Origin of the sequence: Bacillus sp. M13(2017) (genome assembly GCF_002218325.1) — a bacterium.
Taxonomy (GTDB): Bacteria; Bacillota; Bacilli; order Bacillales; family Bacillaceae_G; genus Bacillus_A; species Bacillus_A thuringiensis_K.
Genome location: NZ_KZ268515.1, coordinates 17,588 through 33,254, shown reverse-complemented (window position 1 = coordinate 33,254; position 15,667 = coordinate 17,588). Strand labels below are relative to the sequence as shown.

The window sequence follows — 15,667 nt, the reverse complement described above, 5'->3', positions numbered from 1 at the left end:
ATTATGTGTAGTGCTAAATTATCTCAATGCAATAAAGATAGTTCAAAATTAGTAGTGAGGAGGAGATGAGGATGGGGCAATTAACTGACTCATCAGTACATAGTTCATTAGTATTTGAAGTTAATGGAAAAGTAGTAACGGATAGTTTGGTAATTGCGAAGATATTCAAAAAAAATCACTTCGACGTTTTGAAGGAAGTTCGAAAACAAATTGTATATGTAGGTGAAGAGTTTGGGGGAGAAAATTTTCACGAGTCCACTTATGTTAATTCAAAGAACAGGCGAACCTCTAAATATGATTTAACAGAAGAAGCATTCACGTTACTTGTTATGGGATATAACAGTAGAGAAGCGGTTGGAATGAAAATTAAATTTATGAAAGAGTTCAAACGAATGAAGCAGTATATACAAAATCAACAAAATGTGCCAAAGGATCCAATGGGGGTTTTAAAGTTAACATTTGCTGCGTTAGAAGGACATACTCAGGAGATACAAGAAATAAAGTCTGAGGTGAAGGGGTTGCGAGAAAATACTCCGCTTTATGCTATCGAGTGTGAAGAGATAACAAGGGCTGTAAAAAGGTTAGGTATTATGTTATTGGGAGGTAAAAATTCAAATTCTTATCAGGATATCGGTCTTAGAAGGAAGTTATATAGAGATATTTATAGTCAGTTACATCGGGAATTTGGTGTGAATAGTTATAAAGCTATTAAACGTTATCATTTGGATAGAGCAATACAAATTATTAATGAAGAATATTCAATTCCAACTGTTTTAAATGAAGAAATTACAGTTAAAAACTCACAAATAAATATGGCAGACATTCAGTAGGAGGAAAGAACATGCAAAGAAAGATTTTAGTAATTACTAGTAGTTTAGCAGGGTTACCAACTGTCAGTGAATTTAAAACAAAAGAAGATGCAAAAGAGCAGGTTAGAAAGCTTATTCAAAAAGGAATGAGTCAAAATGTGATTCGTATAACACAAGAAATTCCTATGAATATCGAAATTCAAGTGGATGTTGAATTTGAGGAATAAGAGAGGTTTAGAAGAAAATAGATATGGATAGCATGATTGTTTTGAATGAATGCATAAGAAAAGAATCCGTTGCAGCGGATTCTATAAGAAAAAATATCTCTAGATAAGTATAACATTGAATACCGTTTTTGAGAATTTATGAGGTGGCTAGTATGGGGATTATTCGAGTGAAAAAAGATAGTAATTATTCCGTTATAAATAATACTGGTTTAAAAGATGAAAGGTTGTCATGGAAAGCGAAAGGGATCTTAGCCTATGCGCTTACATTACCAGACGATTGGACTTTTCATATTAGCGAATTAGCTCGACATGCTAAGGATGGAGAAGATTCGCTCCGTACAGGTTTTAAGGAATTAAAAGAATTAGGTTATGTAAAACGTTATCCTGTTCGTGACGGGAATACGAAAAAAATTACAAAGTGGGATACGGAAATTTACGAAACGCCACAAAGGAACATGCCACAAGTGGAAAACCAAGATGTGGTAAAGCCATATGTGGAAAATCAGAAACTACTAAATACTAATAGACTAACTACTAATAAACGAAATACAAATATACAAAATACTAATCATTATGATGATATGGATAAATTAGAATCTCGTGTATTCATCAATGAGAGGGTTAAAGTAAGTTGTAACTTTATTAAGGGGATGGGCATTCCGTTAAGTGAAATTGCAATTGCAGAGTTGGGGGATTTTTGTAATTTGTTTAGTGATGAGTTAATTCAGCATGCAATTAATAAAGCTGTTGATGAGAATGCACCAAGATGGAACTACATTAAGGCTATATTGAGGAATTGGAAGGAGAAAGAAGTTAAAACATTAGTTGATGTGGCCATACTAGATAGGTGTTTCGAAATGAGTAAGAAAAAGAAATATAAAGGGACAGGTAGGAAGTATTCAAATAGAAAAGAGATTGTACCCAATTGGTTATATAAAGATGATGAATCAACAAATCTAGAAGAGGAAAGAAAAACTGTACAGTCTATTGATGAAGAGCGTGAGAGATTACAAGAAGTGTTAAATAAATATAAGTCATAAGGAAAACCGTTAGATGATTTTGTTATTTTAAAATATATTATCTTAATAAAATAATAATGCATTTATATTCTTCAAAGATTCCAGATGCATAGTGAACAGTATTATAAAAATAGTAGTGAATGCTTGGATCAAGTATGAACGATTTGTAATTTCAGTTTATTTCTTAAATTTCTATGGAGACTGTTAGAAGTCTTTTCAATAGGATTCAGGAATTAATTAAAAATATCGAAATTCTAAAGATAATGAACTGATCAATAGAGGATAAAAAATGTTAGGGAAGGGTTGTGTTTATAAAATGAAAGATGATTTACAAGTAATAAAGATTGAAAAAGCTAATAAGCATATTCATTCTATTAAATTAGTATTAAGAGACTTTGTAAAAGGAATGGAAGTGGGTGAATCAGTAAGTGTTCGAGTGGCTCAAAGATTATAAGAAGTTAGAAGAAGAAATTGCTTATTTAGAATACAACTTAGACAAATCAAAAGCCGAATTGAAGCGTTGGATTAGCGGTGATTTGCAAAATGTACGATTAACCGCTGAATCGGAAGGGGCTAAGGTAGAAGGACGGATTGAGGCAATTGAATATGAATTAGCTTATAAGATGAATGAAGAGTATGATTTAAGGCTTTTGATTAATAAGTTTACAGGACTGGATCATCAAATACTTAAAATGAAATATGTTGATGGGATGACTTTAGAACAAATTGCGTTTGAATTACATTATAGTACAGGCTATATACGCCGAAAACACGCTGAAATAAGGAAGATTGTCAAGTTTTTAGATGGATTTTAGTGTTACCTTTTTGTAGGATACATGCAGTGTACAGAAAGTATTGAAAAAGTGATTTATAGTAGTAATATAAGATTTCGACGAAAGGGCAACTATTTTTATGGTTGCTCTTTTTGTTGTGAAAGAAGGTGAGTAACATGAAGTGATTTGATGGATTAATGGGTCTTTAGCTTCTAGTTATATTTAGTAAAGTAGTAGTTTTACAGGCGAAAATAATAGAAAAATAAGGAGATGTTTAATGATGAGTTTATTAGCTGCTTCAGTTAAAACAAAGAATCTGCCACAACAAGTGTTACGTTGGCAATCAATGGTAGAAAGTGAATGTTCAGCACAAGGTGTGTCTGAATTAGTTCCCTATGTACTTGGGATTATTATGGTGGAGAGTGGAGGAAACTCTGAAACAACACCTGATATTATGCAGTCCAGTGAATCACAAGGTTGGGTGATGAATACAATTAAAAATCCTAAAGATTCAATTTATTATGGAGTAAAGCATCTAAAAGGAGCTTTTGATGATGCAAAGAAAAATGGCATTACAGATTTAAGTGCCATTGTTCAATCATATAATTTTGGACGAGCTTACCTTCGCTGGTTAGCTTCTAACAATAAACAACATTCATTACCGGTGGCAGATCAGTATTCTAAAACGGTTGTTGCGCCATCACTTGGAAATACGACTGGTGCTATGGTGAAATATAGTAACCCTATCGCTGTTGCTTACAATGGTGGCTATCGATATAAAAATGGAGGGAATTTCTTCTACTCTGAAATTGTTAAGCAATATGTGGATTTTGATGGAGGAAATGGTGACGGTGATAATAAGCCATTACAACCAAAAGGACTAGGAATTGCAACGTCTAAATACCCAGAAGGATCGGGTATCAATTTATATAGTGGTCCTGGAAAAGATGCTTGGTTCACAGGTAATGTCATTAATACAAAAATGCCATATTTAATTATAGATGCTGCTTGGTATGGTGGAAATGAAAATATGCTTTGCTTAGGTTGGGAAGCCTGGGCAAAAGAAGAACACTTTGAAGTGCAGTGGTTCCACGCTTACTCAAAATATCCAGCAGGTTATGGTATTAACACATATGATGGTCCAAATGGAAATTATAAAGGAAATGTGGATGGATCTTATCCATATGGTGTTTTTGCGAGAAAAGATGGTTACATTGATATTGGACAAAACACATGGGTAAAAGAAGAACATTTTAATGTAAGGTAATAACAAAGGATCTCTTTTTCTTTGATTATAAATATTAAATTTGAACATTAAGAAAAAATCTTATAAAAGGTGCTTTTTTAAGTGCCTTTTTATATTACTTATAAATAGAAAGGAAGATTATTATGGCAAAATTTATTTATCCAACAGATACAACGAGAGTAACAAGTGGTTTTAGGGGGAGCAGACCAGATCATCATGGGATAGACCTTGCTGAATCGGGCTATCATCCAATTTATGCAGCGGCTAGCGGACGAGTTAGTCGTTCTTATGTTTCATCCAGTTATGGTGAATGTATTATGATTGTGCACACTATTGATGGGATTACATGGGAAACGGTATATGCCCATATGCGTAGTGGTTCTCGAACAGTAAAAGAAGGTGATTCTGTTACACAAGGACAAACTATTGGGATTATGGGGAACACAGGGGATTCTAGTGGTCAACACTTGCATTTTGAATTGCATAAAGGGTCTTGGAACGTTAATAAGAGTAATGCTGTGAATCCATTAGATTACTTAGGAAAAGGAGAAGGTGGTGGTACAACTGATCCTTCTAATAAACCACTACAACCAAAAGGATTAGGAATTGCAACGTCTAAATACCCAGAAGGATCGGGTATCAATTTATATAGTGGCCCTGGAAAAGATGCTTGGTTCACAGGTAATGTCATTAATACAAAAATGCCATATTTAATTATAGATGCTGCTTGGTATGGTGGAAATGAAAAAATGTTGTGCCTAGGTTGGGAAGCATGGGCGAAAGAAGAGCACTTTGAAGTAGAGTGGTTTCATGCTTATTCAAAATATCCAGCAGGTTATGGCATTAACACATATGACGGTCCAAATGGAAATTATAAAGGAAATGTAGATGGATCTTATCCATATGGAATTTTTGCAAGAAAAGATGGTTATATCGATATTGGACAAAATACATGGGTACAAGAAGAGCATTTTAATGTAAGATAATATCTTTAAATCTGCACGTATTAAGTAGAATGAAAAAAACTTGTTATCATACCTCTTGAGATGAGAGTAATATCTGTAAAATGCTGGGCGGAATATAGAGTGGAAGTTTTGAAAGAGCAACTGATGTAAAAGGTTGCTCTTTTTCCTTTTTGAATATGAGGATTATAACCCATTATATAAAATGCGGCATGTATGAGCATTTAATTTCTAGATGGACTTAATAATTCAATGGAATTTTACATGATAAAAAATAAAAGAAAAAGGAGATGTTCAGTAATGGAAATTAGAAGAAAATTAGTGGATCAAAGTAAATATAGTATAAAGTGTCCCAATACAATGACACCAGAATTCATTACAGTACATAATACGTACAATGATGCATCAGCAGAAAATGAGATATCGTATATGATTGGAAATAATAATTCAGTGTCGTTTCATGTTGCAGTAGATGACAAAGAAGCAGTACAAGGTATTCCGTTTGATCGTAATGCTTGGCATGCAGGTGATGGTAACGGAAATGGTAATCGTAAATCTATCGGAGTGGAAATTTGCTATTCTCTAAGCGGTGGGGATAGATATTACAAGGCGGAGGATAATGCAGCAATTGTTATCGCTCAGTTAATGAAACAATTCAATATACCGATTAGTAACGTACGTACACATAAATCGTGGAGTGGAAAGCATTGCCCACACCGAATGCTCGATGAAGGAAGATTGGATCAATTCATTGAGAAGATAAACAAAGCATTTAACAAAGATAATAATAAACCACTACAACCAAAAGGACTAGGAATTGCAACGTCTAAATACCCAGAAGGATGGGGCATCAATTTATATAGTGGCCCTGGAAAAGATGCTTGGTTCACAGGTAATGTCATTAATACAAAAATGCCATATTTAATTATAGATGCTGCTTGGTATGGTGGGAATGAAAAAATGTTGTGCCTAGGTTGGGAAGCGTGGGCGAAAGAAGAACATTTTGAAGTAGAGTGGTTCCATGCTTACTCAAAATATCCAGCAGGTTATGGTATTAACACATATGATGGTCCGAATGGAAAGTATAAAGGAAACGTAGATGGATCTTATCCATATGGAATTTTTGCAAGAAAAGATGGTTATATCGATATTGGGCAAAACACATGGGTAAAAGAAGAACATTTTAATGTGAGATAAGGATATGAGAGTAGGATCACTCGTATGATTCTCTTTAATTTTTGAAAAGGAGATGAGAACGATGGAAGAACAAATCTTCAATTCAATGATTCAACAAGGAGCATTCGCAGCTTTATTTGTATGGATGCTGTTTACTACGCAAAAAAAGAATGAACAGCGCGAAGAACAATATCAAAAAGTTATTGAAAAAAATCAACAGGTCATTGAAGAACAAGCAAAAGCATTTAGTTCGTTGTCGAAGGATTTATCAGATGTTAAGCGAAAAATCTTGGGGAACGATGATGAGAAATAAAATATGGTATTAAAGTATTTGTCACGTATGCAGGTTCTCAAATAGGAATTCGATTAATATATAATAATGAGAAAAAGCCCTAATACCGATAAGTATTAGGGCTTTTTCTCATTAGCTATAGTGAATAAGGTGTGGTGGATTCTTCAAGAGGAAAGAGTGAATGAAGTTTAATATTAATGTAAATGAAATGAAACCTTGAATGCTGCTCAGTTATAACGCAGTCTTATTCAGAATTTCGTTAGTTCATTTTCTAAATTTAGGGAATAAATATAGCTTAGTACCTTGCAATAAATAATACTAAGTGGTATATTATGGATAAAGTAGGTACCGTGTATTGAACAGTACTAAGATAGGGAAGGAGGATGGCGCTTGAACGTTCAGTTTAAAAAAGGTGTGCTTGAACTTTGTGTATTAGCACTTGTAAAACGTAAAGATAGTTACGGTTATGAACTTGTTCAGCAAATTTCTAATAAATTTTTAATATCGGAAGGGTCAGTATACCCTTTATTACGTCGTTTGACGAAAGAAGGGTATTTTCAAACGTATTTAAAGGAATCTACGGAAGGGCCACCTCGTAAATATTATCAATTAACAGAGCAAGGGGAGACGCAATTTCATTTGTTAGTAACAGAATGGCGTGATTTTGCGAAAGGGGTACAAGAAATTATTGAAGGGGTGGAATGGGATGAGTAAAGAAGGGTTTCTTAAAGAATTATCAAGTTATCTTAGAAAGTTACCAGAGGAAGAGAGGCAAGATATTTTATTGGATTATGAAGAGCACTTTCAGTTTGGACTAGAAGAAGGGAAAACTGAATCGGAAATAATACAGGGCCTTGGTTCTCCGAAAGTAATCGCGAAAGAATTACTTGCGATGTATCGCTTTGATGAAATGAAAAAAAATCCATCGACTTCAAATGTGACAAGAGCTGTTATGGCAGCGATTGGACTTAGTTTGTTTAATTTTATTATTGTGTTAGGCCCGTTAGTCGCAATTATTGCTTTTATATTTTCTTTTTGGATCGGTGGTATTGCTAGTGTAGTAACACCATTTTTCGTTATTGGAAAAGTATTTATGGGTACTTTTATATGGTTGGATCTTTTCGTTAGTATAACGTTTGTTGGAGTAGGTTTATTGTTATGTATTATCGCTTTTTATAGTACAACGTGGTTTAAGAGATTGTGTGTACGATATGTAATATGGAACTTCAAAATGATAAAAGGAGAGTAAATGATGAAAAAACTATTTTTAATCGCTATCGCTTGTATCATTATTGGAGTAATAGGAATTTCCCAAACATATGAAAAAGCAGTACAGACTGCTGAAAAAGGCGATAAAGAAAATGTAATTAAAAACGAAACATTAAAAAATATAGAAGTTAAGTTAGATGCCGGGGATATTATTGTCCAAAAATCTCCTGACTCTTCTTTTTATGTAAAGCAATCGGGAGATGTACGTAAACAAGAGATTCGTATCGCAGAAGATGGTGACACATTAAAAGTTATTGGGGAAAGAGAAAAAGGTGCTTCATTTGATTTTTCTTTTTACGATTTTAGGTTTCAAACGTCTAAATTGACTCTCCTTGTGCCCGAACGCTCTTACCAAGATGTAAAAGTAAATTCATCTGCTGGACAAATCGAAATGAGTGATGTGAAAAGTGATAGCGTAAGTGTTAGAACACTTGCTGGAGAAGTAGAGTTGAAACAAGTAACGGCTAAGAATGTGGAGGGATCGACAAAAGCTGGTGAGGTGAACTTTAAGAAGGTATTAGGGAAAGTGACCGCAAAAACAACAAGTGGGGAAATAAATATTCAAGATCATGATTCTAAGTATAATCTAGAAGCAAGTTCAACTGCGGGAGATATAGATATTACTTTATCGGAAAAACCACAAGATGCGGTAATTACTGGGCAAAGTGCTGCGGGAGATGTAACAATTTTTAATGAAGAAAATAAAAATGTAACAATTGGAAATGGTAGTAAAAAGATTAGCGGTAAAACGGCTGCTGGAGATGTGACGATTGAAACTCGTTAATAAGAAATAGAATGCATGGAAATCTATCAAAATACAAAAAGAAGATAATTACCGTATGTAAATAAGGTAATTATCTTCTTTTTATTATTTTTAATGTAAATCACGATATACGCCAATTACTTTCCCGATAACTGACACTTGTTTTAAAATGATAGGTTCTAACGAAGAATTTTCTGGTTGTAGACGGAAATGGTCTTTTTCTTTATAGAAACGTTTAACAGTTGCTTCGTTATCTTCTGTTAAAGCGACTACAATTTCACCATTATATGCAGACTGTTGTTGGCGAACAACAACTAAATCTCCATCGAAAATACCAGCTTCAATCATACTATCTCCAGAAATACGTAACATGAACACTTGGTCTGCTCCAGCAACAATACTAGCTGGAAGTGGGAAATGTTCCTCTACGCTTTCGACCGCCGTAATTGGTAAACCAGCAGTAACTTTTCCGACAATTGGAACTTGAATAACAGATTGTGTTTCCGTATCCATTCGGTCTTCGCCTAAAATTTCAATGGCACGTGGTTTTGTTGGATCGCGTCGAATGTATCCTTTTTCTTCTAATCGTGATAAATGTCCGTGCACTGTAGAACTAGAAGCGAGGCCGACTGCTTGACCAATTTCACGTACGGAAGGTGGATATCCTTTTTCTTGTACTTTTAGCTTAATAAAGTCGAGAATGTCTTGCTGGCGTTTCGTTAACTTTTCCATGTTTTCTAACACCTCGTTTTCTTTCATTTTTCTTATTAATAAGTATAACATGTGAAAAAACATTCTACAAACATAAGTTCGAACAAATGGCGGATTTATGTTACACTATAGGGAAATAATAGGGAGAAAGAGGGGTTCAAAATGAATGCAATTATTTATGCACGTGTGAGTACAACGAAAGAAGCGCAAGAAACATCATTGTTACGTCAAAAAGATGAATTATTGCATTTAGCTGAGCGCTATCAAATGAATGTTACTAAGGTGATTGAAGAGCAGGCTAGTGGATATACAATTGAACGTGACGGTATATTAGAGGTGTTGGATACAATTCGAGACGAACAAATTGATGTGTTACTTATACAAGATGAAACGCGCCTTGGTAGAGGAAATGCGAAGATCGCATTAATGCATTGCTTACATAAAGAAGGCATAAAAGTATATACGCATACACATAATGGTGAATTACAATTATCGGATTCTGATTCGATGGTATTAGATATTATTGGTATTGTTGAAGAATATCAAAGAAAGATTCATAACTTGAAAATTAAACGAGGCATGCAACGTGCAGTAGAAAAAGGTTATCGTCCAGAAAATAATTTAAAAAATCGTCATTTAAGTGTAGGAAGAGAGAAAAAAGAAGTGCCAATTGAGGAAATTGTACGTTTGCGAAAAAGTGAACTCACGTTTGAAGAAATCGCAGCAACATTACGTGGATTTGGTCATAATGTTTCAAAGGCGACTGTACATCGTAGATATGTAGAGTATACGAAGCAATTGCTTGATAAAGAAGAGTAACTATTGTATGATAATAATCAGTTTTGATTAGAAGGGGGATTCGAGATGATTAATCACGAACTCGTTGAACGCATTAACTTCTTAGCGAAAAAAGCAAAAGCTGAAGGTTTAACTGAAGAAGAGCAACGTGAGCGTCAATCGCTACGTGAACAATATTTAAAAGGATTTCGTCAAAATATGTTAAACGAACTTAAAGGTATTAAAGTTGTTAACGAAGAAGGTACAGATGTTACACCGACGAAATTAAAAGCTTTAAAAAAGCAAGATAATGCAAAATTAAATTAAAAGATGGGCGAAGCCCATCTTTTTTATTTGTAAAAATCGTTATTTAATAACTTTCCAGTTGTTATTAACAGTTGCTTCTATCGTTTTATGTTCCAATATATAATTAGCGATAAGTTCAGACATATCTATGGGTATATCTTTTACTACCGGTTTGTTTTGAAACATAAAAAAATTTCCCCCGCCACTTGCACGATAATTATTCATTACAACGTCATATTCTTCATTCATATTAAGAGGAGCACTGTTATGCTGTAAAGATTCTACTCTTTCACCAATTGGTTTTGAAATGTTTAATACGTATGAAATCCCTTCCCACATATCATAATTATAATGTTGTGGCTTTGGTTCTATGTAGATAGGACTTACGGTGATTGATCCATCTGTTTTTAATGTGAAATAAGAAGCAGAGAGTTCAAGAGCATCTTTTATATCTGCTCCAGTTATTCTAATTACTTTTAATGTGTTTGGATAAATATAATTAGAAACGATATCACGCATTGTTACATGTTCAGGGAAACCTGGAGATGTATTATGGAACAAACTTGTACAAGAAATTGATACATTAGCTATATTCATCTGTATTTTATTTATGAATTCGATAAAAGGATGATCATGCAAACGAGTTTGCATAGCATCTGAAATTTGCATGTCCCCCTGAATGATTCCAATAGGTTGATCAAGCCACTTTTGTGTTTTCTCTTCGTAATCGGCTACCAATGAAAGTACATCTTGGTCCGCCTCAACTCCTTGTACAGATAATAATTCAGAAGAACTCTCTTTTTTCACCCATTTATGTTTTGTTTTTTCGAATGTTATTTTTACTTTTCCAACTGAGTGTCCATTGCATCCAGTCTGTAAAATTGTTACACCGTTAGCCATCGTATGAGAAATTTCTCGGTGTTGATGACCTGTTAGTAAAAGATCTATACCTTCAATTTCATGGCACATTGCATATCCTTGGTTTTCTCCTGTTAACACTTCAGTCGGTACCCCGGTTTGTAAATCTCGTTCAACTCCCCCGTGATACGCTACGACTAGTAAATCTGGTTTCTCATGTTTGCGAATGTAAGAAACCCATTCTTTTGTAGTCTTTAATGCATCTTCAAATAGTAAATCTTTAATGTGATGGGGTTGTTCCCAATTGGGAATGTAATGCGTTGTCACTCCTAAAATAGCAATTTTTATATTTGATTCAATATGTTTTATTACATATGGTTTCCCGAAATAAGGTTTTTTACTGTTTTTATCTAAAATGTTTGCTGATAGGTACGGGAAGTTCGCAGTAGTCACAGCATTATTTAATATATCCATCCCGTAATTAAATTCATGATTGCCGATAATTGCAGCGTCATACTGTAAGTAATTCGCTAATAAGGACATTGGGTTTTTTTTGTTTTTTTCGTATGTAACATAATGATAAGTAAATGGTGTGCCTTGAATAAAGTCGCCATTATCAATTAAAAGAACGTTTGTATTTTGGGAACGTTCTTTTTTTATAAGAGTAGAAATTTTAGCTAAACCAAGTTCTGCTGGGGAGTTATCTTGGTAGTGAATAGGATAAACAGTGCCATGTATATCGCTTGTTAATAAGATGTTTAAAGTTACAGTTTGATTTTGTTCCAATATGACTCACCTTTTCTATTGTTATCTTCCAATTCATCATATCAAATATGTGAAGAGAATTTTAATGTGAGTGTATAGAATGTGTAAAGATTCTGTAAATAATCAATTATTTGTAAAAATATGTGATATATTTCTTCATGTTTATGAAAGGTTATTTTATAACAATGAAAAATGGAGGCATTAACATGTTGAAAAAAGTTTTTGCAATGAGCACAACAGTTGTACTAGCAGCGGGATTATTAAGTGGCTGCGGGACGAAAGAGTCAAGTGCAAGTAAAAATGAAGATACGAAAAAAGGGTATGTACCGAAGACTTTAAATGTTCAATTTGTTCCTTCTCAAAATGCGGATACGTTAGAGGCGAAGGCAAAACCGCTTGAGAAGCTATTAAGTGATAAGTTGAATATTCCAGTAAAAGTTAGTATTTCAACGAACTACAATACAATTGTAGAAGCGATGGCATCTAAACAAGTAGATGTAGGATTTTTACCGCCAACAGCGTACGTATTAGCACATGAAAAGAAGGCTGCAAATGTAATTTTACAAGCACAACGTTTTGGAGTAGATGATGAAACGGGAGCCCCTACAAAGGATTTAGTAGACTTTTATAAATCTGAGTTTGTTGTTAAAAAAGACTCTAATATGAATAGTGTAAAAGATTTAAAAGGTAAAAAGATTGGTTATCAAGATGTAACATCATCAGCAGGGTATGTATGGCCTGCAGCTGTTCTATTAAAAGAGGGAATTGATCCGTTAAAAGATGTGAAACCTGTTACATTAAAAGGTCACGATCAGTCGCTTATTGCTCTTTTAAATGGTGACGTAGATGCGGCTGTTGTATTCCAAGATGCTCGTAATATTGTAAAAAAAGATTATCCGAATATATTTGGTCAAACGAAAATAGTGAAATTTACTGAGAAAATTCCGAACGATACAATTTCTGTACGATCTGATTTAGATGCAGAGTGGAGCAAGAAATTACAAGATGCTTTCATTGAAATTGGAAAGAATGAGGAAGGTCACAAAATCATTAAAGAAGTATATTCACATGAAGGATATGTTAAATCTGATGATAGTAAATTTGATATCGTTCGTGAATATGGGAAGAAAGTAAAAACGCAATAATACATATGGAAATGGCAGCTAGCTGAAAGGGGATGTTTTCAGTTAGTTTGCCGTTTTGAATACATAGAAGGTAGGTAAGATGTGTGATAGAGTTTCGAAATGTCTCCAAAGTGTATCCAAATGGTACAAAAGGATTGAATAATATAAACTTGAAAATTCAAAAAGGTGAGTTTGTTGTAATGGTCGGATTATCTGGAGCTGGAAAATCTACACTTCTCAGATCCGTAAATCGTCTTCATGAGATTACCGAAGGAGAAATCATGATTGAAGGTGAGTCTATTACTGCTGCAAAAGGAACAGATTTACGACGTATGCGCCGGGATATCGGTATGATCTTCCAAAGTTTTAACCTTGTAAAGCGATCAACAGTATTAAAAAATGTATTAGCTGGTCGTGTTGGATATCATTCCACACTACGTACAACGTTAGGTTTGTTTCCGAAAGAAGATGTGGAGCTCGCATTTCAAGCATTAAAAAGAGTGAATATTTTAGAAAAAGCATATGCACGTGCTGATGAATTATCAGGAGGACAACAGCAACGTGTATCGATAGCTAGAGCATTGGCGCAAGAAGCAAAAATCATATTGGCAGATGAGCCTGTTGCATCGTTAGATCCACTTACGACAAAGCAAGTGCTAGATGATTTGAAAAAAATTAATGAGGATTTTGGAATCACGACAATTGTAAATTTACATTCTATTGATTTGGCTAGACAATATGCGACACGCATTATCGGATTACATGCAGGAGAAATTGTTTTTGACGGTTTAGTAGAAGAAGCAACGGATGAAAAATTTGCTGAAATTTATGGGGACGTTGCTCAGAAAAGCGAATTATTAGAGGTGGCAGTAAAATGAATGACGTGACGATATATTCAAATGAAATACCGAAGCCGCCGAGTAAATTGAAACATATGTTAACGTTTATTTTAGTTATTTTAATGCTGTGGAGTAGTAGTGTACAAGTAGATGCATCATTTTCAAAACTGGTAGACGGTTTTCCAAATATGGTAGATCTATTGAAAGAAATGGTGCCACCTGATTGGAGTTATTTTCAAGTTATTACAACAGCGATGTTAGATACAATACGTATGGCGATTATTGGGACGACCTTAGGAGCGATTTTAGCTATTCCACTTGCACTGTTTGCGGCAAGTAATGTGTTTACTAGTACATTTTTATACAGTCCAGCTCGATTGATTTTAAATTTTATTCGAACGATACCAGATTTATTATTAGCGGCAATTTTCGTAGCTATTTTTGGAATAGGACCACTTCCGGGTATTTTGGCTCTTACTTTTTTCTCAATTGGGCTTGTGGCAAAATTATTGTACGAGTCAATTGAATCAATTGATCCAGGTCCATTAGAAGCGATGACAGCAGTAGGAGCAAATAAAGTGCAATGGATTGTTTATGGGGTAATTCCGCAAGTGAAAGCACATTTTGTCTCCTATGTTCTGTATACATTTGAGGTGAATGTACGTGCAGCGGCTGTTTTAGGTTTAGTAGGGGCAGGTGGTATTGGATTATACTATGATCGTACACTTGGATTTTTACAATATCAGCAAACTGCATCTATTATTATCTATACCCTTGTTGTTGTATTATTAATTGATTATGCAAGTACATTGTTGCGGGAGAAATTATAATGAGTAAAACGACGATGATTGTGCCAAAACCGAAGAAACTGAGTGTATATCGCTGGGTTATTTTTATAGCAATTACATTTGTTTATGTTTGGGCCTTTTCAGGAGTACCATTAGAAGGGATAAAGGACACAGCAGGTGAAATCACGAAAGCAATTATGACAGGGGTATTGAATCCAGACTGGTCGTATGTATCTTTGCCAGATGGTGAAGATTTATTGCATGGATTAATTGATACGTTGGCAATTGCGATATTAGGTACATTTATTTCTGCATTTTTATCTGTTCCGTTTGCCTTTTGGGCGGCAACGAATATGAGTAGTGGAAAATTAACTTCAGGATCTGGAAAATTTGTACTTAGTTTTGTTCGTACGTTTCCTGAATTAGTTATGGCTCTTTTATTTATAAAAGCTGTTGGTCCAGGCTCTTTTGCAGGAGTATTAGCCTTAGGATTACATTCTATTGGAATGTTAGGAAAACTATATTCAGAAGGAATTGAAAACATAGATAAAGGACCCACGGAAGCGTTACTAGCAACAGGAGCAAACCGTTTTCAAATACTTTGGTATGCAGTGTTACCACAAGTGTTACCAGACTTTCTATCGTATACGTTATACAGGTTCGAAATTAATGTACGATCTGCTGCCATTTTAGGTGTTATTGGAGCAGGTGGTATTGGTACGCCTCTAATTTTTGCGCTGAGTTCACGCAATTGGTCTCGTGTTGGGATTATTTTATTAGGTATCATTTTAATGGTAATTATAATTGATTGGATTTCAAGTTCGATTCGGAAAAGGATTGTTTAACTTATTTGAAAAGCATCGAAGTTAGATGCTTTTTTATGTTTTTAAAAACGTAAGTATAGAAGAAATTTGTATAAATATACAGATAATTCCCTTTCTTTTTAAAATAAAAATAATGAAA

20 protein-coding genes are annotated in these 15,667 nt (G+C 34.3%); 18 read left to right on the top strand and 2 right to left on the bottom strand.

Annotation, left to right across the window (positions count from 1 at the left end; genetic code table 11):
- Positions 1-71: 71 nt before the first annotated feature.
- From CGQ22_RS25925 to CGQ22_RS25875, 12 genes are all read left to right on the top strand, one after another.
- Positions 72-830, top strand: coding sequence for a phage regulatory protein (locus CGQ22_RS25925; RefSeq protein ID WP_000531300.1), 759 nt, complete (start codon positions 72-74; stop codon positions 828-830).
- An 11-nt stretch (positions 831-841) separates the two neighbouring features.
- On the top strand, positions 842-1,036 hold the full coding sequence (locus CGQ22_RS25920; protein WP_001189064.1) for a hypothetical protein: 195 nt from the start codon (positions 842-844) through the stop codon (positions 1,034-1,036).
- 152 nt (positions 1,037-1,188) lie between these two features.
- On the top strand, positions 1,189-2,076 hold the full coding sequence (locus CGQ22_RS25915; RefSeq protein WP_000511417.1) for a DnaD domain protein: 888 nt from the start codon (positions 1,189-1,191) through the stop codon (positions 2,074-2,076).
- Between the two features lie 268 nt (positions 2,077-2,344).
- The gene (locus tag CGQ22_RS32175) at positions 2,345-2,509 is read left to right on the top strand and encodes a hypothetical protein (protein WP_000900734.1); all 165 of its coding nucleotides are present in this window, start codon (positions 2,345-2,347) and stop codon (positions 2,507-2,509) included.
- Positions 2,484-2,870 carry a DUF1492 domain-containing protein gene (locus tag CGQ22_RS25910; protein ID WP_000464427.1) on the top strand — a complete coding sequence of 129 codons (387 nt, stop codon included), beginning with the start codon at positions 2,484-2,486 and terminating at the stop codon, positions 2,868-2,870. Before CGQ22_RS32175 ends, CGQ22_RS25910 begins: the two co-directional genes overlap by 26 nt.
- Before the next feature lie 238 nt (positions 2,871-3,108).
- On the top strand, positions 3,109-4,095 hold the full coding sequence (locus CGQ22_RS25905) for a lysozyme family protein (RefSeq protein WP_139032834.1): 987 nt from the start codon (positions 3,109-3,111) through the stop codon (positions 4,093-4,095).
- Positions 4,096-4,217: 122 nt separating this feature from the next.
- Positions 4,218-5,060: a M23 family metallopeptidase gene (locus CGQ22_RS25900; RefSeq protein WP_001051373.1), complete on the top strand. Its 843-nt coding sequence runs from the start codon at positions 4,218-4,220 to the stop codon at positions 5,058-5,060.
- A gap of 276 nt (positions 5,061-5,336) precedes the next feature.
- On the top strand, positions 5,337-6,233 hold the full coding sequence (locus CGQ22_RS25895) for a peptidoglycan recognition protein family protein (RefSeq protein ID WP_046946488.1): 897 nt from the start codon (positions 5,337-5,339) through the stop codon (positions 6,231-6,233).
- A gap of 61 nt (positions 6,234-6,294) precedes the next feature.
- Positions 6,295-6,525, top strand: coding sequence for a BhlA/UviB family holin-like peptide (locus tag CGQ22_RS25890; RefSeq protein ID WP_000392444.1), 231 nt, complete (start codon positions 6,295-6,297; stop codon positions 6,523-6,525).
- 369 nt (positions 6,526-6,894) lie between these two features.
- Positions 6,895-7,218: a PadR family transcriptional regulator gene (locus CGQ22_RS25885; RefSeq protein WP_001102628.1), complete on the top strand. Its 324-nt coding sequence runs from the start codon at positions 6,895-6,897 to the stop codon at positions 7,216-7,218.
- Entirely contained in the window at positions 7,211-7,753 is a 543-nt protein-coding gene (locus CGQ22_RS25880; RefSeq protein WP_089149543.1) for a DUF1700 domain-containing protein, read from the top strand. Before CGQ22_RS25885 ends, CGQ22_RS25880 begins: the two co-directional genes overlap by 8 nt.
- Positions 7,754-8,557, top strand: coding sequence for a DUF4097 family beta strand repeat-containing protein (locus CGQ22_RS25875; protein ID WP_000976239.1), 804 nt, complete (start codon positions 7,754-7,756; stop codon positions 8,555-8,557).
- Positions 8,558-8,647: 90 nt separating this feature from the next.
- Here the strand turns inward: CGQ22_RS25875 and lexA are convergent, their stop codons facing one another.
- Positions 8,648-9,268 (bottom strand): transcriptional repressor LexA, encoded by a 621-nt coding sequence (gene lexA / locus CGQ22_RS25870; RefSeq protein WP_000413738.1) that lies wholly within the window; start codon positions 9,266-9,268, stop codon positions 8,648-8,650.
- A 141-nt stretch (positions 9,269-9,409) separates the two neighbouring features.
- Between lexA and CGQ22_RS25865 the strand changes: the two genes are divergently transcribed.
- Together CGQ22_RS25865 and CGQ22_RS25860 are read left to right on the top strand one after the other, a co-directional pair.
- Positions 9,410-10,066: a YneB family resolvase-like protein gene (locus CGQ22_RS25865; protein ID WP_000991471.1), complete on the top strand. Its 657-nt coding sequence runs from the start codon at positions 9,410-9,412 to the stop codon at positions 10,064-10,066.
- Between the two features lie 45 nt (positions 10,067-10,111).
- Positions 10,112-10,351, top strand: a complete 240-nt coding sequence (locus CGQ22_RS25860) for a DUF896 domain-containing protein (RefSeq protein WP_000607015.1) — start codon at positions 10,112-10,114, stop codon at positions 10,349-10,351.
- 39 nt (positions 10,352-10,390) lie between these two features.
- On the opposite strand, the gene CGQ22_RS25855 is transcribed toward CGQ22_RS25860, so the two are convergent.
- Positions 10,391-11,974: a bifunctional metallophosphatase/5'-nucleotidase gene (locus tag CGQ22_RS25855; RefSeq protein ID WP_089149542.1), complete on the bottom strand. Its 1,584-nt coding sequence runs from the start codon at positions 11,972-11,974 to the stop codon at positions 10,391-10,393.
- Positions 11,975-12,159: 185 nt separating this feature from the next.
- On the opposite strand from CGQ22_RS25855, the gene CGQ22_RS25850 reads away from it, so the two are divergent.
- From CGQ22_RS25850 to phnE (CGQ22_RS25835), 4 genes are all read left to right on the top strand, one after another.
- Positions 12,160-13,098, top strand: coding sequence for a phosphate/phosphite/phosphonate ABC transporter substrate-binding protein (locus CGQ22_RS25850; protein WP_000915056.1), 939 nt, complete (start codon positions 12,160-12,162; stop codon positions 13,096-13,098).
- A gap of 83 nt (positions 13,099-13,181) precedes the next feature.
- Positions 13,182-13,955, top strand: coding sequence for a phosphonate ABC transporter ATP-binding protein (gene phnC, locus CGQ22_RS25845; RefSeq protein ID WP_089149541.1), 774 nt, complete (start codon positions 13,182-13,184; stop codon positions 13,953-13,955).
- Positions 13,952-14,746: a phosphonate ABC transporter, permease protein PhnE gene (gene phnE / locus CGQ22_RS25840; protein WP_001000776.1), complete on the top strand. Its 795-nt coding sequence runs from the start codon at positions 13,952-13,954 to the stop codon at positions 14,744-14,746. The genes phnC and phnE (CGQ22_RS25840) overlap by 4 nt, the downstream gene beginning before the upstream one ends.
- A complete protein-coding gene (gene phnE, locus CGQ22_RS25835; protein WP_089149540.1) occupies positions 14,746-15,549 on the top strand; it encodes a phosphonate ABC transporter, permease protein PhnE in 804 nt (267 codons plus the stop codon). Before phnE (CGQ22_RS25840) ends, phnE (CGQ22_RS25835) begins: the two co-directional genes overlap by 1 nt.
- Positions 15,550-15,667: the final 118 nt, after the last annotated feature.

What these genes read in the sequence shown, in the direction of transcription:
- CGQ22_RS25925 (WP_000531300.1), top strand. Translation starts at nt 72, where the DNA reads ATGGGGCAATTAACTGACTCATCAGTACATAGTTCATTAGTATTTGAA.
- CGQ22_RS25920 (WP_001189064.1), top strand. Translation starts at nt 842, where the DNA reads ATGCAAAGAAAGATTTTAGTAATTACTAGTAGTTTAGCAGGGTTACCA.
- CGQ22_RS25915 (WP_000511417.1), top strand. Translation starts at nt 1,189, where the DNA reads ATGGGGATTATTCGAGTGAAAAAAGATAGTAATTATTCCGTTATAAAT.
- CGQ22_RS32175 (WP_000900734.1), top strand. Translation starts at nt 2,345, where the DNA reads ATGTTAGGGAAGGGTTGTGTTTATAAAATGAAAGATGATTTACAAGTA.
- CGQ22_RS25905 (WP_139032834.1), top strand. Translation starts at nt 3,109, where the DNA reads ATGAGTTTATTAGCTGCTTCAGTTAAAACAAAGAATCTGCCACAACAA.
- CGQ22_RS25900 (WP_001051373.1), top strand. Translation starts at nt 4,218, where the DNA reads ATGGCAAAATTTATTTATCCAACAGATACAACGAGAGTAACAAGTGGT.
- CGQ22_RS25895 (WP_046946488.1), top strand. Translation starts at nt 5,337, where the DNA reads ATGGAAATTAGAAGAAAATTAGTGGATCAAAGTAAATATAGTATAAAG.
- CGQ22_RS25890 (WP_000392444.1), top strand. Translation starts at nt 6,295, where the DNA reads ATGGAAGAACAAATCTTCAATTCAATGATTCAACAAGGAGCATTCGCA.
- CGQ22_RS25880 (WP_089149543.1), top strand. Translation starts at nt 7,211, where the DNA reads ATGAGTAAAGAAGGGTTTCTTAAAGAATTATCAAGTTATCTTAGAAAG.
- CGQ22_RS25875 (WP_000976239.1), top strand. Translation starts at nt 7,754, where the DNA reads ATGATGAAAAAACTATTTTTAATCGCTATCGCTTGTATCATTATTGGA.
- lexA (WP_000413738.1), bottom strand. Translation starts at nt 9,268, where the DNA reads ATGGAAAAGTTAACGAAACGCCAGCAAGACATTCTCGACTTTATTAAG.
- CGQ22_RS25865 (WP_000991471.1), top strand. Translation starts at nt 9,410, where the DNA reads ATGAATGCAATTATTTATGCACGTGTGAGTACAACGAAAGAAGCGCAA.
- CGQ22_RS25860 (WP_000607015.1), top strand. Translation starts at nt 10,112, where the DNA reads ATGATTAATCACGAACTCGTTGAACGCATTAACTTCTTAGCGAAAAAA.
- CGQ22_RS25850 (WP_000915056.1), top strand. Translation starts at nt 12,160, where the DNA reads ATGTTGAAAAAAGTTTTTGCAATGAGCACAACAGTTGTACTAGCAGCG.
- phnE (WP_001000776.1), top strand. Translation starts at nt 13,952, where the DNA reads ATGAATGACGTGACGATATATTCAAATGAAATACCGAAGCCGCCGAGT.
- phnE (WP_089149540.1), top strand. Translation starts at nt 14,746, where the DNA reads ATGAGTAAAACGACGATGATTGTGCCAAAACCGAAGAAACTGAGTGTA.